This is a genomic window from Curvibacter sp. Hmag1.1 (genome assembly GCF_059769165.1).
This window is the reverse complement of record NZ_JBMBGX010000002.1, coordinates 1,357,498-1,380,297: the sequence shown is the minus strand read 5'-3', so window position 1 is coordinate 1,380,297 and position 22,800 is coordinate 1,357,498. Positions and strand designations below refer to the sequence as shown.

Sequence of the window (22,800 nt, the reverse complement as noted above, 5' to 3'; positions counted from 1 at the left end):
AAAGCCTTGTAAATCAAGGGTTTCCTTGCGCTGCCCAGAAAAAAAGCAAAACACAGAATCCTTATAAATCAATTACTTACGACCGCTATTTCTTTTGTAGCGCTGCTCCCTCGAATGGGGGATAGGGTTAACCCCGCACCCCCATTTTTGTGCATAACTAAGTGTTGGAAACTTTGTTTTCGCGCAAAAAACGTGGTATGCCGATCAGGCACGCAGCTTTTTGGAGTGACTGTGCACCGCTGCCACCAGTGCCGCCACATGGTCCGGCGGGGTGTACTGGCTGATGCCGTGACCCAGATTGAAGATGTGGGTGGGGCCGGTGCCACTGCCCTGAAAGGGCTTGCCAAAGCTGTCAAGAACCTTGGCCACTTCCGTTTCGATAGCAGCCGGTGGCGCGAACAAAACGTTGGGGTCGATGTTGCCCTGCAATGCCTTGCCGGGGCCGTTCTCAATGCCTCCCACCAAAGCACGGGCTTTGGCGAGGTTCACCGTCCAGTCCAGACCCAGCACTTCGCAGTCCAGCGCCTGCATGTCTTGCAACCACAAGCCACCACCTTTGGTGAACACAATGCGTGGCACCACCTTGCCGTCGGTACCAAAGCGCTTGAGCTGCTTCAGCACGCGTGCGGTGTAGGCCAGGCTGAATTCCTGGAACGCGCCATCGGCCAGCACGCCGCCCCAGCTGTCAAACACCATGACCGCCTGGGCGCCGGCGTCGATCTGGGCATTCAGGTAGGCCGCAACCGAGTCGGCGTTGATGGCCAGCATGCGGTGCATCAGGTCCGGGCGGCTGTACATCATGGTCTTGACCAGGCGGTAGTCGTCGCTGCCTTTGCCTTCCACCATGTAACAGGCCAGCGTCCAGGGGCTGCCGGAGAAGCCGATCAGGGGCACACGGCCTTTGCCGTCCACCGTGAGGGCCTTGCGAATGCTGCTGACCGCATCAAACACATATTGCAGCTTGGCCATGTCGGGCACTTCGAGCTTCGCCACGTCAGCCTCAGTCTTGATGGGGCTGGCAAAACGCGGGCCTTCGCCCTGGGCAAACGACAGGCCCAGGCCCATGGCGTCCGGCACGGTCAGGATGTCGCTGAACAGAATGGCCGCATCCAGCGGGTAACGTTCCAACGGCTGCAGGGTGACTTCGGTGGCGTACTCAGTGTTGGTGGCCAGGCCCATGAAGCTGCCGGCCTTGGCACGCGTTGCCACATATTCCGGCAGGTAGCGGCCGGCCTGGCGCATCAGCCACAGCGGCGTGTGCGCGGTGGCCTGACGCATGCAGGCTTGCAAAAAAGTAGGGTTGTGCAGGCTGTCAAAGGTGGTGGCCTGGGCCGGGAAGGCTGGGGATGTGGCGGTGGACATGGCAGAGGTGTGGGTCATATCCGGATTGTCGCAGTTCAATCCACCTCAGCCTTTGTCTTGCCTCAAGTCAAGACGCGATGACCCGCAGCGGGACCGGGCGGTCTTATCGATGGGCGCGGGCGTGCTCCACCAGCAGACATTTGTCTTGCACACATTGCAGTCCGGCCGCCTTCGCCTTGGCGATTGCAGAGTCGTTGCGGATGCCCAGCTGCAGCCATATGGCGGGCGCACCGATGGCCAGAGCTTCCTCCACCACCGGCGGCACGTCCTCGCTGTTGCGGAACACGTTCACCAGATCGATCTTCTCTGCGGCAGCAGCTTCAGTGAGGCTGGCGTACACCCTCTCGCCCAGAATCTCAATGGCGTTGGGGTTGATGGGCACGATGCGCCAACCTTGGCGCTGCATGTACTGCGAGACTTTGAAGCTTTCGCGGTGGGCTTTGGGTGAAAGGCCGACCACCGCCACGGTACGCGGGTGGCTGACCAAGTCGGCAATGGTCTGGGCTTCAGATGCAGGCATGGCGGTGGGCAATGGGGATGAGGTGAAAAGGGCCGGCAATGGAGGGCTAAAGCGTGAAGAGGCTGCAGGGTTGGTACAGACTTCTGCTGGCCTAGAGCTGCGCCACGGCCGCCAGCACTTCACCGGGCGTGAGGATTTCCGTCAGCACTACCGGCGGTTTGCCCGGCGCGTAGAGCACGTACACCGGCACTCCGCTGCGCCCCAGGGCTTGTAAGGCTTGGGTGATGGCGGGGTCGCGCCGTGTCCAGTCAGCGCGCAGCAAGCGCACCTGCTTGGCCGCAAAAGCGGCCTCGACTTCAGCATTGGATAGGGTCGTTTTTTTGTTGACCTGGCAGGTGATGCACCAAGCGGCAGTGAAGTCCACAAACACGGGCTTGCGGTCTTGGAGGGCTGCTTGCACTGCCGGCTCCGACCAAGCTTGCCATGCGCCCGTTTGCGCCGCAGACCCGTTGGCTGGCACGGCCATAGTGGCATCAGGTTTCAAGCCAAATTGCCATGTAGCGCTCATGGATAGTGCGCAAGCAGCTATGGAAATAATAGTAAAAAAGGTTTTCGCTCGACCGCTTTGACGCAGTGCCCACGCCAGCAAGCCCAGGGACAGCAGCAAGAGCAGCAGGCTGGCTGCGCCATCCACCCCGCTCAAATGGCCCAGCACCCACACCAGCCAGACCACGGTCGCCGCCATGGGGAAGGCCAGAAAGTGCTTGAGCGTTTCCATCCACGCGCCGGGTCGCGGCAGCCAGCGGCCTATCGCAGGTAACCAGCTTGCCAGCAGGTAAGGCAGCGCTAGACCCAAGCCCAAGGCTGCAAACAGCACCAGGGACTGCAAGCCCGGCAGCGTAATCGCATAGCCCAGCGACGCGCCCATGAACGGCGCTGTGCAGGGTGAGGCAATGGCCACGGCCAACACCCCGGACAAAAATGCCTCCGCCACCGGGTGGCGCAGTTGCATGCCGGCCAATCCCGCGGGCAGCAGGTTACCGATGTGCAGCCAGCCCGCCAGGTTCAGCGCCAGCAAGGTAAACAACACCGCCAGGCCGGTGATGACGGCGGGCGACTGCAGCTGGAAGCCCCAGCCCAGCTGCTCGCCACCCGCCCGCAACGCCAGCAACAATCCGCCCAGCGCCATAAAGGAAAGCACTACACCGGCGGTGTACGCCAAGCCCTGCGCCCGCTGCTGGGCGCGCGACTGGGTGCCCTGAGCGGCAAAGCCCAGCACTTTGAGGGCCAGCACCGGGAAGACGCAGGGCATCAGGTTCAAGATCAGGCCGCCCAGCAAAGCCGCCAGCACCATCCAGACCATGCCACCTGCGGGGGCGGGCGGCACGCCGGCGGCGCGGGCGTTGGTGTCCAACGCAGCCTGCAGGGCGGGGGGCACTTTGGCGAACTCGGCAACGACGGGCCAGGTACCGGTGACAGGGGCCTCGCTGCGCAGGCTTTCCTTGCCTATGCTGAACACCCACGCGAGTTGGCCGGGGGAGGTGCTGCGCTGCGCTGAGTACGGCACCAGCGCCTGCCAGGTGGCTCCGTCCCAGCCTTGTTGGCCTGCTTGCAGGCTGCCGCTGGTCAGGGTGTCGGTGGTCGCGGGCAGGGCTGGGGTGTCCAGCAGCTCGGGTGTTTCCGGCAGGGCCTGAATCGCTTTGCCTACCCAACCGGCGGGCAGCTTGTTCACCCGCAACAGCAGCCCGCGGGCGTCCGCAAGCGCTTCGACTTTGCCTTGGAATGCGACCGGTGCAGCCGCCTGGGCCGCAGCAAACTGCGCGGCATGCAGCGCCATGGAGCCCCGCACCGGAACGCTGATACGGAAGCTGCCTTCCTGCGGGATGCACTCTTCGCGGCAGACCAGCCAACTCGCTTGGAGCTGAATCTCGGCGGTTTGCGTCAGACCTGCGGGGCGGAAGTTGCTGTCCACCTTGACCGGTACGGGCAGCAGAACTTCGCCCTCGTAGCCCAGGTTGGCCAGGGTGCCGATGGCAATTTTCCGGGGGGCCGGCCAGGCGATGTCACCCGCCGTCAGGCCGGCAGGCAGCGTCCACTGCAGCTGCGTGGGCAGGCCGGAGTCACCCGGGTTCTTCCAGTAGGTGTGCCAGTGGGGCTGGTGCTGCAATAACAAGCCCAGCCACAGCGTTTTGCCGGGCGTGACTCCGTCCGGTGCATGCACCACCAGCTCAGCCACGACCTGGTCCGTCTTGACTTGCGACGCTGCCACCGAGCCAGTGGCAGGCGCTACTAGCGAGCTTTTTGATGAAGTTAATTGGGCACTAGCGCCCGTCGGTAGTGCGCAGGCAGCTATTAAAAGCAGAGCGTTCAAGCTGCGCAGCAGTGCAGTCAAGCTTAGAGAGTGGGAGAAAGCATTCATCGGGTTGTCGGAGACCGCGCGCGGCCAGAAGTTCCTGCAAGTGGGGCACAAACGACAACACTTAGCACGTTGCCGCTTCGTCAGAAGCCCCTCAATATTGTGGGGTATAACCAGTGCAGGGTGCCTGCCGGTGCCCGCCCAACCCAACTTCAGGAGAGAACGTGATGCAACAACAAATCAAATCGATCTGCGTCTTGGCGCTGGCATGCGCCGCACCGCTGATGGCCCATGCCGGTGATACAGGAACGGTTTATACCCAGCTTGGTACAAATGGCATCGGTATTGGTTATGCCGCTTCGGTCAGCGATGACTGGGCGGTACGCGGCCAGATCAATGCCCTGCCCAAGCAAAGCTTTAGCGGTGATGTTGGGGATTTCGGCAGCACTTCCAAATTGACTATCGATATCAACTGGAGCTCTGTGCAATTGGTGGGTGACTGGTATCCCGGAGATGGCGGTTTCCGCCTGTCGGGTGGGCTTGTCTTCAACAACAACAAGATCAACATTTCGGGAACCGGTGACGTGAACGGCAAGACTGCCACAGTGGATGCAAAAATCAAGATGAGCGATTCCGTTGCGCCCTACGTGGGCATCGGTTACTCCACCCGCCCCAAGGCGGCTAAGGGGTTCGGCTTCAACTACGATCTTGGCGTAATGTTCCAGAATCCCAAGTCAACCCTGACCGCAACAGGCGCTGGCGTAACACAGGCTGATATCGACGCCCAAAACGTCAAGGTGCAGGACGCTATCAACAAGCTGAAGGTCATGCCGGTCTTCGGCATCGGCGTAAGTTACGCGTTTTAAAGGGCACTAGGGCAAGCAGGGAGGTCTCCGGCCTGCTTGACCCGCACCCACGAGCCCGCGATACTGCGCCGGTCCTGCTTGCATGCCCCTCACCCCTGCACCCGAAAGGCCCGTTCAGCGTGAAGATTCCCAGCCTGTCTCTCCGGCAAACCCTGATGGTGGGCGTGGCTGCGGGCATCTTGCTGCCGGCTTTGTTCTTCGCAGGCTTTCAGGTCACCAGTAAACTGCGTACCGAGCGTGCCCTGCGCGTGGAGGCGCCGCTCAACCAGTACGCCGACGTGCTCTCGCGCGGCATGGCTGTGGCGGTGTGGAATCTGGACCGCGGTGTGGCCATCGAGTTGGTCGAAGCGGTGATGCGCAACCCGGACGTGGTGAATGTCTCGGTCACCGATGAATTCGGTGAAACATTTGTGCAGCGGGGCGAGGCCACCGACGACTCCGCCCGCTTCCTGTCCGAGAAACGCGACATCACCTACAACGGCGCCCGGGTCGGTAGTTTGTCGGTGGTGATGTCGTCCCAGCGGATTGAGCGCGAAGCACGTTCGGAGCTGATGCGGTTTGCGGGCGCACTGGCGCTGCAGGTGGCGTTGGCATTCGCCTTCATTTGGCCGCTATTCAACAGCCGCATTGTGTTGCCTATTCTGCGCCTGCGCGAAGGCGCCTCGCGCCTCGCACGCGGCGAGCTGAACGAATCCATGGCCAGCGAGAAGAAGGACGAGATGGGCCAGTTGTCCAACGCCCTGGACACCATGCGCCTGGACCTTGGCGCTTTACTGACCGAGCGTGAGCAAAAAACAGAAGCCTTGCAGCGCGAGCTGGAAGAACGGGCCCGCACCGAAGAAGCTTTGCGCGTAAGTCAGACCAAGTTTGCGGCGATTTTTGATGCCTCACCGATCGCCATGTCGGTCTCTTTGGTGGAAGGGGACGTTCGCACCATCGATGTCAACTCCGCATGGTCGCGGGTATTCGGCATGGAGCGCGGGGTCGCCATGGGGACCAACGGTTTGCGCATGGGGATCTGGGTAGACCCTGCCGAGCGAAGCCGTTGCCTGGAGATTGTGGAGCGAACGGGCGAGATCTCGAACTTCAAGGCCTGGATGCGCAGAGGCGCCCACGGCGCGGAGATTTATTGCGACATTTCCGGCCGCATGGTGGCGCTGGGCGGCGAGCGAGTGCTCATCATGGCGTTTGATGACATCACCGAAAAACACCGCTACGAAGAAAACATTCTCCAGCTCAACGCCACGTTGGAACACCGTGTGCAGGAACGCACCCGCGAGCTGACCGATGCCATGGGCCAATTGCGTGCGGCTCAGTCAGAACTGGTGCGCACTGAAAAGATGTCGGCGCTCGGCTCCTTGGTGGCAGGCATCGCCCATGAGCTGAACACGCCCATCGGGAACAGCCTGACTGTCGCGAGCACCTTGCAGGACCACGCTGCCAGTTTTGCGGACGGCATGAGCAAGGGGCTGACCCGCAGCCGCTTGGACGAGTTTGTGACAAACACGCAGCAGGGCGCCGGCATTCTGATGCGGGGTCTGCAACACGCGGCAGAGCTGGTTTCCAGTTTCAAGCAGGTGGCCGTCGATCAGACCAGCCTGAACCGCCGTACCTTTGACTTGCAAAGCACTGTGACGGAAATTCTGCTCACGTTGGGGCCCAGCATTCGCAAGTCGGCGCATGCGGTGGTGAGCGACATTCCGGCGGACATCGTGATGGACAGCTTCCCGGGCCCTCTGGGGCAGGTTCTCACCAATCTCATCAATAACGCGCTGCTCCATGCCTTCGACGGGACGCCGCATGGAACGGTCAGCATCCGGGCGGTGGTGGAAGGTACAGACCGTATTCAACTGCTGGTCACTGATGACGGATGCGGCATTGCCCAAGCCCACCTGGCGCGGGTGTTCGATCCTTTCTTCACCACCAAGTTGGGCCAAGGCGGCAGTGGTTTGGGCCTGAATATCGTTTACAACCTGGTCACCAAAACGCTGGGCGGCACCATCCATGTGGCGAGCAGTCCGGGTGAGGGTGCGACCTTTAGCATGAGCCTGCCGCTCAAAGCCCCGGTGATCTCATCCGATACCGTCTGATGAGAATCGCCGGCTGCCTGCCGGCCTCGGTAAGATGCAGTCATGCAGACACCTTCCCGCTTCTGGGCTGACTGGACCAGCCCGCAATTCGACCAAGCCCGCTCCGCAGGCACGCTGGGCCGACTGATTGCCGTGCTGCCCGTGGCAGCGACCGAGCAACACGGCCCGCACTTGCCCTTGCAGGTGGACAGTGCACTGGTGGATGGTGTCATTGCGCATGCACTGCCCCACATCGGGCCTGACGTTCCCGCCTTGTTTTTGCCGACCCAGGCAGTGGGCTTCAGCCCGGAGCATGCGCAGTTTTCCGGCACGCTCACTTTGAAAGCTGAGACGGTCATTCGTCTGTGGACCGAGATCGGCGAATGCGTGGCCGCTAGTGGTGTGAAGCGCCTCGTGCTTTTCAACAGCCATGGCGGACAGGTGGGTTTGATGGATGTGGTGGCGCGCGACCTGCGTGCCCGTTTGGGCATGCTGGTGTACAGCGTGAACTGGTTCGGCCTGCCCTTGATGGCAGCCGACGGCAGCGACGTGAACGCCCTGTTCAGCGCACACGAACACCGCTTCGGCATCCACGCTGGCGATATTGAAACGTCCATGATGCTGGCCTTGCGACCTGATTTGGTGGACATGGACGAGGCGGACAACTTTGCCTCCACGTCAGAAGACCGCGCCAAAGCCTTCCCCATTTTGGGCAATGGCAAAAGCGCCAAGCTGGGTTGGCAGATGCAGGACTACAACCCGGCCGGTGCCGTTGGTAACGCGGCTGCCGCCACCCCCGACAAAGGTCATGCGGTGCTCGCCGCAGCAGGTCTGGCCTTGGCCCGCTTGCTGGGCGAGATCCGCGCCTTGCCCGGCGACACCCTGAAGCAGCGCAGCTAGTCAGTCGGCAGGTATGCACAGGCCCGGCGTGGTCTGGCCGCGATTCCAGCACGGTGTGGCGCGTGCCATGTCCGGTGTCGGAATGCCCTGCATGTCGATCTGCACGGCACGCGTGTCAAACGCCTGCACACCCTGCTTGTCCAGCCGCAGCCGCAGTATCCAAGCGCGGCGCTGGTTGTCGTTGTCGGTCTCCTTCATCACGAAGTTGCCCACGCTGTAAACGATGGGCTTGCCCTGGTGGTGCTCAATGTCCTGCGTCACATGCGGGTGGCCGCCGATCACCGCATCTGCTCCGGCTTCCACCATCAGGCGCGCCAGTTGTCGCTGGCGGCTGTTGGCCACCAGTTCGTTTTCCCATCCCCAGTGCATCACCGGTATCACGAGGTCGGCGCGGTGCACGCTGCGCGCGGCGCGGATGTCGGCCACCACCTGCTCGTCTTCGCTCCAGGCGCTGCCGGGCGCATCAAAGTCGGCTTCAAAGCTGCGCGGCATGAATTCGTTGTAGCCCAGCAGGGCAATGCGCAATCCGTTGCGTTCGATGATCAAAGGCGCGTGCGCCTCTTTCAGGTTGTGGCCACCCCCGAAGTACTGCAATCCGGCGGCGGGCAGCAGGGTAAGCATCTCTGCAAAGGCCTCACGCCCGTAGTCGCCCGAATGGTTGTTGGCCAGCGCCAACGCGTCGAAGTGGCGCTTGAGCACAGGCAGAGTGCGCGGGTGGGCACGGAAGGTGTAGTTTTTGTCGCCTGCTGAGCCGGTGGTGGCTACCACGCACTCCAGATTGCCGATGCGGATGTCAGCCTTTCGGAAGTAGTTGCCGAATGCGGCGAAAGGATCTTCGCCGCGCGTAATCATGTCGCCCGCCACATCGTCCAGCACGATGTCGCCGGCGAACACCAGTGTGACGGGTGCGGATTGTGCGAGAGCCGTAGAGGCACCGGTGGCCATCGCAAAAGCTATCAGCACACCGCTCAGCGCTTGTTGGATGTGGCGCTTCATTGCTTTACTCCGTGCAGCACACATTCGTATTGCAGCTCACGCTCCACAGGCCCGGCATATACAAACTGCTTACCGGTCAGGCGTTGGCCCTTGGGACTTGGGGTGAAGGGCGGGTAGTAGCTGGCTTGTTGAACCAGCACTGGCTGCGTCCGTGTTTCGAGATACGCGTAGGTCTTGATGTAGTCCGGCTGGGCACCGCGCCCCACCATCACTGCCTTGAAGCGGAAGCGCCCCCCGACATCGACTGAAGGCACCGGGTACGGGTCATCCACCGGCGTGACATTGTGCGTCTGGGTGGCGCCGGCATAAGTCATCTCGCAATGGAGTGTGGGGCCCGCATGGCTGAGAGAGGCGCTGCACCAGAGCGCAGCAAACAAGAAAACGGAAGAGCTAAGACGAACCATGCGCCGATTGTGACGGCCGTGCGGGCCGGCACAGGCGGGGGTTTTCCTCAACGGATGCCGCGTATGTAGCGGTGCGCTTCGCTTTCGCTGGCGCCCATCAGAGAGTCGGATGCACCGGGCAAGGGTGCTGGACGCGAATTTCCGCCCAATACGCCAAACAGCTTTTCGCGGCTGGTGGCACGGGGTGGTGTGTGGGGCTCCATGGCCAGCTCCAGTTTGGCAGCCCACTCACCCAAGTCTGCATGCCCGTCGTCTTTGGCGGCAGCGCGGGCGAAGCGGATGATTTCGGCTGCGTATTCGGTGTTGGCGGCCATCCACTCCGTGTCGGTGACCCGGCCGGTCTTACGGCGCAGCAACACGTGCAAATGGGCGGCAATCGCCAGTTTTTCGCTGTTCAACATGGATTCCTCCTGGGTCTCCCCCTAAGTCGATCTTTAGCCGGCAATGTGCTCCCGGTGCTGGGACACATCCAGACCCACCAGTTCCGAGTTGTCGTCCACGCGCAGGCCGACGATCAGCTTGGTCACCCACAGCAAGGCTGCGCTCATCACCCCGCTGTACACAATTACTACCAATGCGCCAAGCGCTTGCATGGCGACACTTCCGGTCACGCCCGAAATGCTCTTGCTTGCAAAGAAGCCGGTCATCAGTGAGCCGACGATGCCGCCTATGCCATGCACGCCGAACACGTCCAGCGAATCATCGGCATTGAGCATGCGTTTCAAGCCCGTAGCGCCCCAATAGCAGGCCAGACCTGCCACCAGACCAAAGACCAGGGCCGCCTGCGGTGTCACAAAACCGGCTGCAGGCGTAATGGCTACCAGGCCTGCCACGAGGCCGGAGCACAGGCCCAGCAAGGAAGGCCGCCCGCGCACCACCCACTCACCCAACATCCAGCTCATGGCACCGGCTGCGGCGGCAATGTGTGTAACCGCCATCGCCAGACCGGCGCGGCCATCTGCTGCCACGGCAGAACCTGCGTTGAAACCGAACCAGCCCACCCACAGCAAGCCTGCGCCCGCCATGGTGAGGCCGAGGTTGAAGGGTTCAAACGGCTCTTTGCCATAGCCCTTGCGCGCGCCCAGCATGTAGGCACACACCAGCCCCGATACGCCGGCATTGATGTGCACCACCGCGCCGCCTGCAAAGTCCAACACGCCCATTTGCACCAGCCAACCGCTGGGCTCCCACACCCAGTGGGCGATCGGGGCGTACACCACTACCGACCACATGCCGATGAACCACAGCATGGCCGAGAAGCGCATGCGCTCCACCAGCGCACCCACAATCAGCGCCCCGGTAATGATGAAAAAGGTAAGCTGAAACATGGCATATACCGACTCGGGCACATTCGGCGCCACGTGGCTTACGGCGACCAAACCGGCTTCTTTCAGGTAGTTGAGCCCGCTGAACCACATGCGGTCCGTGCCGCCCAGCCAAGCCGTGCCGGGCGTGAAGGCCAGCGAATAACCCACCGCAAACCACAGCAGGCTGAGCAAGCCGGCAATCGCCACCACGCTGGCCATGGTGTTGATCACGCTTTTCTTGCGCACCATCCCGGCATAAAACAAGGCGATGCCGGGCAAGGTCATCAGCAACACCAGCGCAGTGCTGGTCATCATCCAGGCGGTATCAGCCGCGTTGATGGTGTCCTGCTTGGCCATGAAAGGTTTGGTAGGAGCCGGTGCAGGCGCAGGAGCTTCAGCCGCCGCTACAGGGGCAGCTGGTGCGGGTGCAACGGCAGTTGGAGTGGGGTCAGAGGCGGCAAGGGTGGCCGCGGGCGCTGCTTCGGTCACGGTGCCGGAAGCCGCGGTTTGGGCTTGCGTGCTTAACGACCAGCTTAAAGCGACGATGCCCGCCAACAGTGCAAGGAAGGGCATACCTTTTTGGTGCATTGTGATCCTCTGTGTGTTCCAACACAGAGCACAAAGCACGAGCTATGCCAATCCGTCATCTCTTGTTACAAAGGCGACGCCGGGGCGACAAGGCTAGGAGTAAGTAACCCAGTCGGCGTAGGCCGCGTCGTCCAGGTGGGGCAGGGTGTTGTAGGTCACCAGCATGTGCCGCTTGGGGGTGTAGGCCAGCTCCGTGACTGAGCTGTTGCGGATGCGCAGGTTCAGCTCGATGGTAGTCTCTGGGGTGGTGCCCAAGATGTGCCCCACGGCGGTCGAGATGGGCCCGCCACTGCTCACGATCAGCACATTGCCAGCGTGCGACTTGCGCACATGGTCGAGCGCGCTGGTCACACCGTGCACAAAGTCGTTGTAGGCGGGCATGCCTTGGGGCGTAACCACCCCGTTCATCCACTGCGTGAGGCCATCGCGCAGCAGGCGGAAGTGGTGGCGGTACATCTCGGGCGTATCGGGCTTCTCCAGCGGGGCGGGGTGTATGGCTTTGATCACCGCCTCGCTGTCGTACTCGTTCAGGCCCGGCCATTCCAGTGCCTGGTGCGTGAGACCCGCGCCTTGGGCAATGCCGGCCCAGGTCTGGGCATGGCGCTTGAGCGTGCCGGTAATCACCGCCTCAAACTGCAGCCCCTTGCCCGCAAAGTACTCCCCAAGCCGCACGCTCTGCCGGTGGCCGAGCGCACTCAGGTTGTCGTAATCAGCCGCCCCGAAAGAAGCCTGCCCGTGCCGCACCAGATAGAGATTTCCCATGGCGAGGATTTAAGCCGAATCGGCACCTGGCGCTTGTTAAATATGCGACAGTAGCTATGAAATTAGGAGCGCATTGCCCCCATTCAAAAGAGGTTCAGTGCTCAGGGAGCAACTGGTAACCCATGTGTGGCCAGTTTCCAGGGCCGGTGGCCAAAGCCTTGATGGCGGCAACAAACTCCTGTCGGTGCCGGGCCAGCCGGCCGGACTCCACGGCGCGCTCCAACAGGGCGTGCGCTTCGGAGCGGCTCAAAGCGAGCTTGCCGTCGAACCAGTCAGACAGCCGTGCCATATCGGTATCGGCCATGAAGGCGTTAGAAGTGGGGCCCTGCGAGAGGCCTAATGAAGTTCGCGGGGTGGGGGAGCTTATTGGGGTACTACGCATATGCATGGACACGGTGCAAAACGCCTGAAAAGGCTCCGGGGACGAACCCCGAAGCCGGTAAGGACCGATGTTTAGTAGTCCATGTCAGCACTTGCAGGTGCCGTTGCTTTTTCCTCCTTGGGCGCTTCCGCCACGCTGGCGTCTGTGGTCAGGATCAAGCCGGCTACCGATGCCGCGTTTTGTAGCGCAGTGCGTGTGACCTTGGTGGGGTCGATGACGCCCATCTCGATCAGGTCACCGTACTGCGAGGTGCCCGCGTTGTAGCCCCAAGCGCCTTTGCCAGCGAGGACCTTGTCGATTACCACCGATGCCTCGTCGCCCGCATTGAAGGCGATGGCACGCAGGGGCTCCTCGATGGCGCGCAACACGATCTTGATGCCCGCGTCCTGGTCTTCATTCGCGCCTTTGAGGTCCTTGATGGCTGCCCGTGCACGCAGCAGGGCCACACCACCGCCGGGCACGATGCCTTCTTCCACGGCTGCGCGGGTGGCGTGCAGGGCATCGTCCACGCGGTCTTTCTTCTCCTTCATCTCGACTTCGGTGGCAGCACCGATCTTGATGACGGCCACACCACCCGCGAGCTTGGCGATGCGCTCCTGCAGCTTTTCCTTGTCGTAGTCGGAGGTGCTGTTTTCAATCTCGGCACGCAAGGTGGCAACGCGGGCCTTGATGGCGCTTTGGTCGCCGGCACCGTCGATGATGGTGGTGGTGTCCTTGTGGATCTCCACCCGCTTGGCGCGGCCCAAATCGGCCAGCGTGGTCTTGTCCAGTTGCTTGCCCACTTCTTCGGCAATGACGGTGCCGCCGGTGAGGATGGCGATGTCTTCCAGCATGGCCTTGCGGCGGTCGCCGAAGCCGGGAGCCTTGACGGCCGCGACCTTGAGGATGCCGCGCATGCTGTTGACCACCAGAGTCGCCAGCGCTTCGCCTTCCAGGTCTTCCGCAATGATCAGCAGGGGGCGGCCGGCCTTGGCCACCTCTTCCAGCACGGGCAGCAGATCGCGGATGTTGGAGATTTTTTTGTCATGCAAGAGGACCAGCGGTTCGTCCAGCACGCAGGTCTGCTTGTCGGCGTTGTTGACGAAATAGGGGCTGATGAAGCCGCGGTCGAACTGCATGCCCTCGACCACGTCGAGTTCGTTGTCCAGGCTCTTGCCATCTTCCACGGTGATCACGCCTTCCTTGCCCACCTTTTCCATGGCTTTGGCAATGATGTCGCCAATCGCACTGTCCGAGTTGGCTGACAGGGCTGCGACCTGGGCAACTTCCTTGTTGGTGCTGCAGGGCTTGGACAAGGCCTTCAGTTCGGCCACCACGGCTTCGGTGGCCTTGTCGATGCCGCGCTTCAGGTCCATGGGGTTCATGCCTGCAGTCACATACTTCATGCCTTCCTTCACGATGGCCTGGGCCAGCACCGTCGCCGTGGTGGTGCCGTCACCTGCTACATCGGCGGTCTTGGAGGCGACTTGCTTGACCATCTGGGCGCCCATGTTCTCGAACTTGTCCTTGAGCTCGATCTCTTTGGCCACGCTCACGCCGTCCTTGGTGATGACCGGGGACCCGAAACTCTTTTCGATCACCACATTGCGCCCCTTGGGCCCTAGCGTGACCTTGACCGCATCGGCCAGGACGTTGACACCTTTGAGAATGCGGGTGCGCGCACCGTCATGAAACTTGACTTCTTTTGCTGCCATTTTTCAATCTCCTTGAATGCTTGATACAGATGCTTAAGCGACTTTTTTGAGGGATGCAGAGGGGCTGGCTTCGATGATGCCCAGCACGTCTTCCTCTTTCAGGACCAGCAGCTCCTGGTCGTCGACTTTCACGGTTTGTCCGGCGTATTTGCCAAAAAGCACCCGGTCACCTTTGGCTACCTGCAGCGGGCGGATGTTGCCGTCGTGCAAAAGGCGGCCGGTGCCCACCGCAATTACGTCGCCCTGCTCGGGCTTCTCCGTGGCTGAGTCGGGAATGACGATACCGGAGGCGGTCTGTCGTTGTTGATCGATCCGCTTAACGATAATCCGGTCGTAAAGGGGACGAATTTCCATCATGAAATCTCCTATTCAAAATCAGATTAAGGGTAAGTTCGCCCCGCCGGGAAGGCGGGACTGACTGACTCAAAGAATCAGCGATTTTGGAAATAGGGATTCAGGAAAATTTTTCAAGCCCCTTTTTTGACAGGGCCTGCATCCGGCCTACAGCAACACGATGCGGCTGCTATGCCCCAGGTGGTAGCGGGTCAGGCCGTGGCGCACACCTACCGCCGGGCGGGCTGGCACAGGACAAGGGGGCTCCCGGCTTCCGTCGGCCTGCAGGGTGTCGTCTGTGGCGGTCTCCTGCCACAAGCCGTTTTTCACCGGCCGGAATAGCCAGCGTATGTAGCCCACCCGTGCGCCCAGGTGCATGAGCTCTTCCCGGTCCGGGGCCTCGGTCAGCATGTAATCGTCGGGGTCTTCCCCGAAAGGGTGGTCTGCGAACGCCTGCCGGCACTCCAGTGCTTCTTGCTCCGAGGCGCCTGCCGTGTTGCAGCCACGCCGCTCTTCCCGCACCAAATCCCAGGCCCCCAGTCGCCAGGCGGCACCGAGCATGGCCTCGTCGAGGTGCGACATGCGCGACCACGCTTCGCTGATTTGCATGGCCGATCCCGGAATGCTGGCCAGCGTGTCCTGCGGCGGGTCAGTGGGCTGGGAGCGGGGCGTGTCGCGCTTGGCAAAACCATGCCAGTGCACAGCAAGCAAAACCGGTGTGTTGGCGCGTGGCACTGCGGTGAGGGACACCGCGACAACGGGCAAGCCCACCGACTGAATTTGCGCTAAGACCTTGTCAAAGATTTGCATCCATTACAACCTCCTCGGGAGAAAAAATTCTGCATCAAGCGGTGGCGATGTGCAACTGCAGGGTGTCTTGTCCGAGGTCTTCCCGAGTGGCTGGGAGCTACCGACTGGCAAGCACCCCGGCAAACACCGCCGAGTCCACATTCCCGCCGCACAAGGTGATCCCCACCGTCTGCCCTGGCAGGCTAATCCGTTCTTGCATGGCCGCTGCAAAGCTGGCAGCTCCCGCGCCTTCGGCTACGTTGTGGGTGCAGGCGAAGATGTCGCGCATGGCTTGGGCGACTTCGGCGTCTGTCACTTGCACCAGGTGGTCGATGGCGCCCATCAATATCTCCAGCGCCTCGGGGTCGGCCACGCGGCAGGCCATGCCGTCGGCCAGTTGGGTGGTCACGGGCGCCTCCACCACTTTGCCGGCTGCGAATGAATCGGCATAGGTGGTGGCGTGTGCGCTCACCACGCCCACGATGCGGGCCCGGTGGCCCAGCGCGCGTTTGGCAGCCACGGCGCTGCAGGCGCCGGAGCCTTGGCCTATGGGCACATAAATCACGTCCAACTCCGGCGCGGCCTTGAGCAGTTCCCACCAGTAGGTGGCCACGCCGCGCAGCAGGTCGGGGTGGAAGCTGGGCACCATGTGGGCGCCACGGTCTTGGGCCAGTTGGATGGCGAATTCGCGGCTCTCTTGAAAGTCGGTGCCATGCTCGATGAGGGTGACGCCCAGTGCGCGCATGGCGGCGTTCTTTTCTACCGAGTTGCCGTGCGGGACCACGATGGTGCAGGGCACGCCGTGCGCCCGTGCGGCCCAGCCCACGCTTTGGCCGTGGTTGCCGCGCGTGGCGCCCACCACTTCGGCGGGCATGGCGCCGCGCTGGGCCAACTGGTCAAAGTAGGTCAGGCCGCCACGGATCTTGAAGGCGCCCACCGGCGTGTGGTTCTCGTGCTTGACCCAGCAGGTCGCGCCCAGCAGGCTGGAGAGCTGGCCCCAGCGGTACTGCGGTGTGGGGCCGAATTCGCGGTACACCACCTGGGCCGCAGCTTCGATGTCTTGCAGGGTGGGGAGTAGGGCGTTGGCAGTCATGGTGGGTCCTGAAGCAGTGGGGGTTTCAATGGGCGTGGGTGCTGGTGCGCAGCAGCTGCAGCCCGGCCATGCCGAAAACGGCGGCCAGCAGGCCTTCCAGACCGCGGCGGGCACGGGCATAGACGCGGCGTGCGGCCGGGGTAGAAAACGCCAGTGCATAGCCGCCGAAGATGCCCATTCCCATGACCATGCAGCCGCCTACCACCACCCAGGCCAGGTGCGGCGAGGCGCCGGCAGGAATGCCCACCGTGACCGTGGCCAGCCAGCTCAAAACGGCTTTGGGGTTGGTGAGGTGCATGGCCAAACCACGCAAATAGAGGCTGCGCGCATCCACCGCCTGCGGTGTGGCCGATGCCGCAGAGGCGTGGGGCTGCAAGGCCGAGCGGCCTGACTTGAAGGCCAGCCACAGCAAATACAAACCGCACAACACTTTCATGACGATCAGCCCGGCGCCGAAGCTGGCCAGTAGCTGCGAGATGCCCAGTGCTGCCAGCACGCCCCAGAACCAGGAGCCACTCAAAATGCCCAGGGTCAGCCACAGCGCGGGGCGGCGCCCGGCGTTCATGGCCATGCCCATGATGGCCATGTTGCTCGGGCCGGGGCTGGCGGTGCCTATCAGGTAGGTGGTCCACGCCAGCGCCAGTTGCGCGGCCAAGGGAGCATGCAGCCACGCATCTAGCGGCGCAGTCACAGTGTGACCTTTCCTTCAATGCAAGTAACCGAATCGCCACCCACCCACACCTGGCCCTGCGCGTCTTGCTCAATAAAGATACGGCCGGCACGGCCAATGCAGGTGCCCTGGGCGGCCACGTAGCGGGCGGGGGCGATGCCATCGGCAATCAGCCACTGGGCGAGGCTGGCGTTGAAGCTGCCGGTGACAGGGTCTTCCAGCACGCCGATGTCGGGCGCGAAAAAGCGCACCTCCACGGAGGGCGTATCGTCATCTGCGGTGCTGGCGCCAGCGTCGCGGCTACCGAAGGCCCGCGCCTCGCGGTTGCTGCGCACTATCAAATCAGGAGCTGCTGGCGCACTGTCCATGCCGGCTACACCCACACCAGGCACCAAACTTTGGAGTGCGGCGGCGACGGGCTGCAGGCTGAGCACGGTGTCCATGCTGTCGAGCAGCAGGCCCAGCCAGGTGGGGCCGTTGTTGAGCCACTGGGCAGCCAGAATCTGCTGCGCCTGCAGGCCCAGGGCCGCAGCCACCCGGGCGATCAGCGCCGCATCGGGCGTGCTGCGTTGCAGGCTGGGCGCGGCAAAGGCGAGGCGGGTGCCGTCGCGTTTGAGCTTGACCAAACCTTTGGCGCACTCTTGCACTATGGTGCCAGCCGCCTTGGGCGTGCCGCCCGCTTGCAGCCAGGTGTGGCAGCTGCCCAGCGTGGGGTGGCCTGCAAACGGCAACTCGCTGCCGGGGGTGAAGATGCGCACCCGGTAGTCCGCGCCTTGGGCCGCCGCTGCGGGGCTGGGGGGTAGCAGAAAGGTGGTCTCGCTCAGGTTGGTCCAGCGGGCGAAAGCCTGCATCTCTTCGTCGCTGAGGCCGCTGCCGTCCATCACTACGCCCAAGGCGTTGCCCAGGTAGGGGATGCGGGTGAAGACGTCGACTTGTTGGTAGGCTCGTGGGGTCATGGGCTATCTCGTCGGGTTACAGGGTGGCGCTGCCGCGTATGCAGGTAACCGAGTCACCGCCCACCCAGACCTGGCCGCTGGCGTCCTGGCGGATGTGGATGCGGCCTTCGCGCTGGATGCAGGTGCCCTGGTGCACCACGTAGCTGGCGGGCATGTATTCGTCCGCAATCAGCCACTGGGCCAAGCTGGCGTTGAGGCTGCCGGTGACCGGGTCTTCGTTGATGCCGTTGAGTGCGGCAAAGGCACGCACTTCCAGCTTGCTTGCTATCGAATCAGGAGCTGCTCGCGCACTGTCCACGGCGGCTACACCCACTTTTACCCCTAAATTCTTGAGCGCGGGGTGGTCGGGCTGCAGTTGCAGCACGGACTGCATGTCGTCCACCAGCACGCCCAGCCAGTCGGTGCCGTTGCTCAGGTGCTGGGCCGAGATGATTTGCTTGGCTTTCAGGCCCAGCGCATGGGCCACCTGCGCCAGCAATCCAGGGCTGGGGTTTTTGCGCTGGAACGAGGGGGCGGCAAACGCCAGGCGGCTGCCATCGCGGCAAATCTGCACCAGGCCTTTGGCGCACTCTTGCACGATGCGGTCTTTGGCTCTGGGCGTGCCACTGGCCTCCAGCCACGCGTGGCAGCTGCCCAGCGTAGGGTGGCCTGCAAAGGGCAGCTCGCCGCCGGGGGTGAAGATGCGCACCCGGTAATCCGCACCCTGCGCCGCTCCCTCGGGGGTGGGTGGCAGCAAAAAGGTGGTTTCGCTCAAGTTTGTCCATCGTGCAAAGCCCTGCATCTGCGCATCGTTCAGGCCACTGCCGTCGAGCACGACGGCCAGCGGGTTACCCAGATACGGCTGGGCAGTGAACACATCGACTTGGGCAAAGGGGCGGAACTGGGGCACGAGGAGCCTTTCTGTGTGAAACGAATAAAGCCTATGAAAGTGGAAGATCTAAAACACCGCGAGTGGCCGGGCGCGCCAGGATGGCTGCAAACCAGCGCTCCAGGTGGGGCCAAGCAGGCCGGGGCTGCGGCAGGGCGAACCAGCGATGCACATCGCAGGCCACCGGAATGTCGGCCATGCTGAAGTGCTCGCCGCACATCCAGGTGCGGGTGGCCAAGTGGTCGTTGAGCTGGGCCATGGCCGGCTCGGTGGCGGCAGTAGAGCGGGCAATCACCGCCGGGTCGCGCTTGTCAGCCGGCGTGCGGAACCACTGCAGAAACGCGCCACCGCTCTCGCGGTTCAAGGTGGTTTGCTGCCAGTCCATCCAGCGCTCGGCGTCAAAGCGTTGCGCCAGGTCCTGGGGGTAGAGCTGCTCGTTACCGTACTTGGCAAAGATGTAGCGCACGATGGCGTTGCTCTCCCAGAGCGTGAAGTCGCCGTCTTGCAGCGTGGGCACCAGCGCATTGGGGTTCATGGCCAGGTACTCGGGGGTCTTGACCACCCCGAAGGCCATGCCCGCATCGCTGCGGGTAAAGGTGACGCCGGTTTCTTGCGCGGCCCACACCACCTTGCGTACGTTGAGCGAACTCAGGCGCCCCCAGATATGGACCGTCATGTTCAGCTCCTTTGGGCGTGGATGGCTTCGGCCAGCGCGGCCACACCGCGGTGAATTTCTTCCACGCTGGGGGTGACAAAGCTCAGGCGCATGGCGCGGGCGTCGGCATTGCCGGCGTAGAACGGCGCGCCGGGCACAAAGGCCACGCCCTTGTCCACCGCATGGGGCAGCAGGTCCACGGCGTTCATGCCGGCAGGCAGGCGCGCCCACAAGAACATGCCACCGGCTGGAGTGTTCCAGGTGAAGGTGTTGTCGGCATTGGCAGAGTCCGGGCCTTGCGACTCGGGGAAATGTTTGGCCAGCGCTTCCAGCATGGCGTCGCGCTGGGCTTTGTAGAGGCTGCGGATGGTGGGCACATGGCGGTCCAGGAAACCGTTTTGCATCACCTCAAAAATCAGGCGCTGGTTGAAGCCGGGGCTGTGCAAGTCCGCCGCTTGCTTGGCTTGCAAGAGCTTGGGATACACCGCCTTGGGTGCCACGATAAAGCCCATGCGCAAGCCCGGTGCCAGCACCTTGGAGAACGAGCCCAGGTAAATGCCACCCTCGGGGTTGCGTGCGGTCAGGGGAGCGGGCGGGGCCTGGTCAAACCACAGGTCGCCATAGGGGTTGTCTTCCATGATGGGCAGACCGCTGCGGGCGGCTTCAGCGCTCAGGGCCGCGCGGCGCGCCTCGGTCATGCTGCGGCCGGTGGGGTTCTGGAAGTTGGGCAACACATACAAAAAGCGGGCGTCGGCAGACTTGGTGGCCAGGTCGGAAATGTCGATGCCTTCGGCGTCGCTGGCCACGCTCACCACGTTTGGCTCCATGGGGGTGAATGCCATCACCGCACCCAAGTAGGTGGGGGACTCGACCAGCACCTTGCTGTCTTTGTCGATCAAGATTTTGGCGACCAGGTCCAAGCCCTGTTGCGAGCCGGTGGTGATGAGCACCTGTGCCGGGTCCACATTCCAGGTCACGCCGGCGGCGGCGCTTTGCGCCTTGAGCTGGGCGGCCACCAGTTCGCGCAGCGGGCCGTAGCCCTCGGACGCTGCGTACTGCAGCGCGCCTGCGGGGTCGTCTTTAAGCACCTTGGCGCAGGCGGCTTCAAACTCGGCCACGGGGAAGGTTTTGCTGCTGGGCAGGCCGCCGGCAAAGCTGATGATGCCGGGCTTCTCGGTCACTTTGAGGATCTCGCGGATTACCGAGGGGTTCATCTTGGCGGCACGTTCGGCCAGGGTCCAGTGGGTCATACAGTCTCCAGAGAAATACAGTGTCTTTGTGTTGTGAATCGATAGGTCACTCAGTCCACCACAAACAGGGTGGCGCCCATGGGTGAGGTAGAGCGCTGTGGTTCGGCATTGTCGGCCACTTGGTAACTCATTCCGGGACGCAGCGTGAAGGTCCGGCCATCTTCGAGTTCCGTGTGCAGTTCGCCCTGCAGGCAGAGCAGGATGTGCCCTTTTACACACCAGTGGTCTGACACATAGCCCGGCGTGTACTCCACCATGCGCACCCGCACACTGCCAAAGTGTTGTGTGCGCCACAGAGCACGTCCGGCCATGGCGCTTTTTTCTTCGGCCGGTATGGCGGACCAGTCGGTGGTGCCAAAGGGGATGTTGTGCATTTCCATGATTCGGCTTTCAGCTTGTCAGCATGGGGTAGAGCGAGGCCACCAGGGCCAGCGCCATCGTGATGTTGAAGATGCGCAGGCGTAGCGGGTCTTGCAGCAGGCCGCGCATGGCTTGGCCAAAGCCCACCCAGAAAGCGGAGCAGGGTGCTCCCAGCACCATGAACAGGCCTGCCAGCAGTGCCACTTGCGCCATGCCGGCGTTGGGCGGCAGGTAGGTGCTCATGCAGGTCACCGCCATGACCCAGGCTTTGGGGTTCACCCACTGGAAAGCGGCCGCCGCCCAGAAGCCCATGGGTTGGATGGTGGGTGGTGTGTTGCCGCCATCAGTGTCTGCAGCAGGGGCCGGCCGGGCGCTGGCCAGCTTCCAGGCGATCCAGAGCATGTAGGCTGAGCCTGCGTAGCGCAGCAGTTCGTAGAACTGCGGAAACCGGTCCAGCACCGAGTGCAGGCCCAAGCCCACGCACAAGACCATGAACGTAAATCCAAGGTTCACGCCCCATAGGTGCGGCTGCGCACGGCGGAACCCGAAGTTCACGCCCGAGGCCATGAGCATGGTGTTGTTGGGCCCGGGTGTGACGGAGCTGACTACCGCGAACAAGCCGGCGGCGAACAGGGTGTCGGTGTTCATGGCGACTTTCCTTGCGGCACAGGTGGTGCGCCCGATGCAAAGCGTTTGCCGATGAACACCGTAGCCACCACCGCAAGCGCGAAGCCCACAGTCACCAGATCGAGCGACTCACCCAGGAGAGGGATAGCCGCCAGAATGCTCAAGAACGGTTGCAGCAGTTGTATCTGGCTGACCTTGAGCGTGCCGCCCAATGCGAGGCCGCGGTACCAGGCAAAGAAGCCCGCCCACATGGAGAACACGCCCACGTAGCCCAGCGCCCACCAAGAGCTGGCGCGGATGCTGTGCTCCGGCCAGGTCAGCAGTGCCCCCGGCAGGGTGACGGGGAGTGCCAGCACGCACACCCAGCAAATGACTTGTTCCGCGCCCAGCGTGGGCGTGACCTTGGCGCCATACACATAGCCCAGTGCCGCGGACGCCACGGCACCCAGCATCAGCACATCGCCCCACTCCAGGGCCATGCCAGCGCTGTGCTGCATGGCGCGGTAGAGCGAAAAACCCACCACCAGCGCAGCGCCTATGCAAGCACTCAGCCAGAAGCCCAGCCGCGCACGCTGGTGCATGACGATGGCGGCCACTACGGCGGTCGCTAGCGGCAGCAAGGCAATGATGACGGCGGCATGGCTGGCGCTGATGGTGCGCAGTGCGTAACCGATGAGCACTGGAAAACCGAGTGCGTTGCCCAGCGTGGCAATGCTCAATGGGCGCCACTCGCCCGGTGTGGGCCAGCGCGAACGGGTGGCGAGCAAAAACACGATCGACAAACCGCCGGCCAGCGCCGCGCGACCCAGCGTCACAAACCAGGGCGAGAGCTGGGGGGCGTCGGCGGTGCCGGTGGCCAGGCGGGTCATGGGCAGGGTGATGGCAAAGATCGCCACGCCCAGCAAGCCCAGCCAGAGGCCGCGTGTTTCGTTTTTGGAATTCATGCGATTCACTGTACTTTGAAAAACAGCACAGTTGCAGTACAGTTTTGCTAAACAGCCTGCAATCTGTATTGCTGGCACCACCGTTACAGCCTTGCCCGGAGAGTCCGCC

The 22,800-nt window shown here is 62.8% G+C and carries 24 protein-coding genes; 3 read left to right on the top strand and 21 right to left on the bottom strand.

Annotated elements, in window-relative coordinates; genetic code table 11:
• Positions 1 to 204 precede the first annotated feature (204 nt).
• From hemE to ACOAP0_RS07015, 3 genes are all read right to left on the bottom strand, one after another.
• A complete protein-coding gene (hemE, locus tag ACOAP0_RS07025) occupies positions 205 to 1,362 on the bottom strand; it encodes a uroporphyrinogen decarboxylase (RefSeq protein WP_498376081.1) in 1,158 nt (385 codons plus the stop codon).
• Between the two features lie 103 nt (positions 1,363 to 1,465).
• Positions 1,466 to 1,882, bottom strand: a complete 417-nt coding sequence (locus ACOAP0_RS07020) for a CoA-binding protein (protein ID WP_498375027.1) — start codon at positions 1,880 to 1,882, stop codon at positions 1,466 to 1,468.
• A 91-nt stretch (positions 1,883 to 1,973) separates the two neighbouring features.
• On the bottom strand, positions 1,974 to 4,241 hold the full coding sequence (locus ACOAP0_RS07015) for a protein-disulfide reductase DsbD family protein (protein WP_498375028.1): 2,268 nt from the start codon (positions 4,239 to 4,241) through the stop codon (positions 1,974 to 1,976).
• Positions 4,242 to 4,405: 164 nt separating this feature from the next.
• Between ACOAP0_RS07015 and ACOAP0_RS07010 the strand changes: the two genes are divergently transcribed.
• The 3 genes from ACOAP0_RS07010 to ACOAP0_RS07000 all read left to right on the top strand — a co-directional run bounded on the left by ACOAP0_RS07010 (position 4,406) and on the right by ACOAP0_RS07000 (position 8,013).
• Positions 4,406 to 5,044, top strand: a complete 639-nt coding sequence (locus ACOAP0_RS07010) for a hypothetical protein (RefSeq protein ID WP_498375029.1) — start codon at positions 4,406 to 4,408, stop codon at positions 5,042 to 5,044.
• Between the two features lie 119 nt (positions 5,045 to 5,163).
• The gene (locus ACOAP0_RS07005) at positions 5,164 to 7,134 is read left to right on the top strand and encodes an ATP-binding protein (protein ID WP_498375030.1); all 1,971 of its coding nucleotides are present in this window, start codon (positions 5,164 to 5,166) and stop codon (positions 7,132 to 7,134) included.
• A 42-nt stretch (positions 7,135 to 7,176) separates the two neighbouring features.
• On the top strand, positions 7,177 to 8,013 hold the full coding sequence (locus tag ACOAP0_RS07000; protein ID WP_498375031.1) for a creatininase family protein: 837 nt from the start codon (positions 7,177 to 7,179) through the stop codon (positions 8,011 to 8,013).
• On the opposite strand, the gene ACOAP0_RS06995 is transcribed toward ACOAP0_RS07000, so the two are convergent.
• From ACOAP0_RS06995 to ACOAP0_RS06910, 18 genes are all read right to left on the bottom strand, one after another.
• Positions 8,014 to 9,009, bottom strand: coding sequence for a CapA family protein (locus ACOAP0_RS06995; protein WP_498375032.1), 996 nt, complete (start codon positions 9,007 to 9,009; stop codon positions 8,014 to 8,016). It lies immediately after the preceding gene.
• The gene (locus ACOAP0_RS06990) at positions 9,006 to 9,413 is read right to left on the bottom strand and encodes a hypothetical protein (RefSeq protein ID WP_498375033.1); all 408 of its coding nucleotides are present in this window, start codon (positions 9,411 to 9,413) and stop codon (positions 9,006 to 9,008) included. The genes ACOAP0_RS06995 and ACOAP0_RS06990 overlap by 4 nt, the downstream gene beginning before the upstream one ends.
• A gap of 47 nt (positions 9,414 to 9,460) precedes the next feature.
• The gene (locus ACOAP0_RS06985; RefSeq protein WP_087495264.1) at positions 9,461 to 9,814 is read right to left on the bottom strand and encodes a hypothetical protein; all 354 of its coding nucleotides are present in this window, start codon (positions 9,812 to 9,814) and stop codon (positions 9,461 to 9,463) included.
• A gap of 33 nt (positions 9,815 to 9,847) precedes the next feature.
• The gene (locus ACOAP0_RS06980) at positions 9,848 to 11,308 is read right to left on the bottom strand and encodes an ammonium transporter (RefSeq protein ID WP_498375034.1); all 1,461 of its coding nucleotides are present in this window, start codon (positions 11,306 to 11,308) and stop codon (positions 9,848 to 9,850) included.
• 93 nt (positions 11,309 to 11,401) lie between these two features.
• A complete protein-coding gene (locus tag ACOAP0_RS06975; protein WP_498375035.1) occupies positions 11,402 to 12,070 on the bottom strand; it encodes a histidine phosphatase family protein in 669 nt (222 codons plus the stop codon).
• Positions 12,071 to 12,164: 94 nt separating this feature from the next.
• Entirely contained in the window at positions 12,165 to 12,374 is a 210-nt protein-coding gene (locus tag ACOAP0_RS06970; protein ID WP_498375036.1) for a hypothetical protein, read from the bottom strand.
• Positions 12,375 to 12,523: 149 nt separating this feature from the next.
• Entirely contained in the window at positions 12,524 to 14,146 is a 1,623-nt protein-coding gene (gene groL, locus ACOAP0_RS06965; protein ID WP_498375037.1) for a chaperonin GroEL, read from the bottom strand.
• A gap of 33 nt (positions 14,147 to 14,179) precedes the next feature.
• Complete coding sequence (locus ACOAP0_RS06960) at positions 14,180 to 14,500, bottom strand: co-chaperone GroES (RefSeq protein ID WP_498375038.1); 321 nt, start codon at positions 14,498 to 14,500, stop codon at positions 14,180 to 14,182.
• Between the two features lie 147 nt (positions 14,501 to 14,647).
• On the bottom strand, positions 14,648 to 15,289 hold the full coding sequence (locus ACOAP0_RS06955) for a diguanylate cyclase (protein ID WP_498375039.1): 642 nt from the start codon (positions 15,287 to 15,289) through the stop codon (positions 14,648 to 14,650).
• 97 nt (positions 15,290 to 15,386) lie between these two features.
• A complete protein-coding gene (locus tag ACOAP0_RS06950) occupies positions 15,387 to 16,361 on the bottom strand; it encodes a threonine dehydratase (protein WP_498375040.1) in 975 nt (324 codons plus the stop codon).
• A 25-nt stretch (positions 16,362 to 16,386) separates the two neighbouring features.
• Positions 16,387 to 17,052 carry a LysE family translocator gene (locus ACOAP0_RS06945; RefSeq protein WP_498375042.1) on the bottom strand — a complete coding sequence of 222 codons (666 nt, stop codon included), beginning with the start codon at positions 17,050 to 17,052 and terminating at the stop codon, positions 16,387 to 16,389.
• Entirely contained in the window at positions 17,049 to 17,987 is a 939-nt protein-coding gene (locus ACOAP0_RS06940; protein ID WP_498375043.1) for a PhzF family phenazine biosynthesis protein, read from the bottom strand. The genes ACOAP0_RS06945 and ACOAP0_RS06940 overlap by 4 nt, the downstream gene beginning before the upstream one ends.
• A 16-nt stretch (positions 17,988 to 18,003) precedes the next feature.
• A complete protein-coding gene (locus tag ACOAP0_RS06935; protein WP_498375044.1) occupies positions 18,004 to 18,876 on the bottom strand; it encodes a PhzF family phenazine biosynthesis protein in 873 nt (290 codons plus the stop codon).
• A 31-nt stretch (positions 18,877 to 18,907) separates the two neighbouring features.
• Complete coding sequence (locus tag ACOAP0_RS06930) at positions 18,908 to 19,531, bottom strand: glutathione S-transferase family protein (protein WP_498375045.1); 624 nt, start codon at positions 19,529 to 19,531, stop codon at positions 18,908 to 18,910.
• A gap of 2 nt (positions 19,532 to 19,533) precedes the next feature.
• Positions 19,534 to 20,760 carry an aminotransferase-like domain-containing protein gene (locus tag ACOAP0_RS06925; protein ID WP_498375046.1) on the bottom strand — a complete coding sequence of 409 codons (1,227 nt, stop codon included), beginning with the start codon at positions 20,758 to 20,760 and terminating at the stop codon, positions 19,534 to 19,536.
• A gap of 50 nt (positions 20,761 to 20,810) precedes the next feature.
• Positions 20,811 to 21,140: a DHCW motif cupin fold protein gene (locus ACOAP0_RS06920; protein WP_498375048.1), complete on the bottom strand. Its 330-nt coding sequence runs from the start codon at positions 21,138 to 21,140 to the stop codon at positions 20,811 to 20,813.
• Positions 21,141 to 21,150: 10 nt separating this feature from the next.
• Entirely contained in the window at positions 21,151 to 21,768 is a 618-nt protein-coding gene (locus ACOAP0_RS06915) for a LysE family translocator (protein ID WP_498375049.1), read from the bottom strand.
• Positions 21,765 to 22,691: a DMT family transporter gene (locus ACOAP0_RS06910; protein WP_498375050.1), complete on the bottom strand. Its 927-nt coding sequence runs from the start codon at positions 22,689 to 22,691 to the stop codon at positions 21,765 to 21,767. Before ACOAP0_RS06910 ends, ACOAP0_RS06915 begins: the two co-directional genes overlap by 4 nt.
• Between the last annotated feature and the right edge of the window lie 109 nt (positions 22,692 to 22,800).

Coding starts and splice junctions, on each gene's coding strand:
- hemE (WP_498376081.1), bottom strand. CDS start 1,362: ATGTCCACCGCCACATCCCCAGCCTTCCCGGCCCAGGCCACCACCTTT.
- ACOAP0_RS07020 (WP_498375027.1), bottom strand. CDS start 1,882: ATGCCTGCATCTGAAGCCCAGACCATTGCCGACTTGGTCAGCCACCCG.
- ACOAP0_RS07015 (WP_498375028.1), bottom strand. CDS start 4,241: ATGAATGCTTTCTCCCACTCTCTAAGCTTGACTGCACTGCTGCGCAGC.
- ACOAP0_RS07010 (WP_498375029.1), top strand. CDS start 4,406: ATGCAACAACAAATCAAATCGATCTGCGTCTTGGCGCTGGCATGCGCC.
- ACOAP0_RS07000 (WP_498375031.1), top strand. CDS start 7,177: ATGCAGACACCTTCCCGCTTCTGGGCTGACTGGACCAGCCCGCAATTC.
- ACOAP0_RS06995 (WP_498375032.1), bottom strand. CDS start 9,009: ATGAAGCGCCACATCCAACAAGCGCTGAGCGGTGTGCTGATAGCTTTT.
- ACOAP0_RS06990 (WP_498375033.1), bottom strand. CDS start 9,413: ATGGTTCGTCTTAGCTCTTCCGTTTTCTTGTTTGCTGCGCTCTGGTGC.
- ACOAP0_RS06985 (WP_087495264.1), bottom strand. CDS start 9,814: ATGTTGAACAGCGAAAAACTGGCGATTGCCGCCCATTTGCACGTGTTG.
- ACOAP0_RS06980 (WP_498375034.1), bottom strand. CDS start 11,308: ATGCACCAAAAAGGTATGCCCTTCCTTGCACTGTTGGCGGGCATCGTC.
- ACOAP0_RS06975 (WP_498375035.1), bottom strand. CDS start 12,070: ATGGGAAATCTCTATCTGGTGCGGCACGGGCAGGCTTCTTTCGGGGCG.
- ACOAP0_RS06970 (WP_498375036.1), bottom strand. CDS start 12,374: ATGGCCGATACCGATATGGCACGGCTGTCTGACTGGTTCGACGGCAAG.
- groL (WP_498375037.1), bottom strand. CDS start 14,146: ATGGCAGCAAAAGAAGTCAAGTTTCATGACGGTGCGCGCACCCGCATT.
- ACOAP0_RS06960 (WP_498375038.1), bottom strand. CDS start 14,500: ATGGAAATTCGTCCCCTTTACGACCGGATTATCGTTAAGCGGATCGAT.
- ACOAP0_RS06955 (WP_498375039.1), bottom strand. CDS start 15,289: ATGCAAATCTTTGACAAGGTCTTAGCGCAAATTCAGTCGGTGGGCTTG.
- ACOAP0_RS06950 (WP_498375040.1), bottom strand. CDS start 16,361: ATGACTGCCAACGCCCTACTCCCCACCCTGCAAGACATCGAAGCTGCG.
- ACOAP0_RS06940 (WP_498375043.1), bottom strand. CDS start 17,987: ATGACCCCACGAGCCTACCAACAAGTCGACGTCTTCACCCGCATCCCC.
- ACOAP0_RS06930 (WP_498375045.1), bottom strand. CDS start 19,531: ATGACGGTCCATATCTGGGGGCGCCTGAGTTCGCTCAACGTACGCAAG.
- ACOAP0_RS06925 (WP_498375046.1), bottom strand. CDS start 20,760: ATGACCCACTGGACCCTGGCCGAACGTGCCGCCAAGATGAACCCCTCG.
- ACOAP0_RS06920 (WP_498375048.1), bottom strand. CDS start 21,140: ATGGAAATGCACAACATCCCCTTTGGCACCACCGACTGGTCCGCCATA.
- ACOAP0_RS06915 (WP_498375049.1), bottom strand. CDS start 21,768: ATGAACACCGACACCCTGTTCGCCGCCGGCTTGTTCGCGGTAGTCAGC.
- ACOAP0_RS06910 (WP_498375050.1), bottom strand. CDS start 22,691: ATGAATTCCAAAAACGAAACACGCGGCCTCTGGCTGGGCTTGCTGGGC.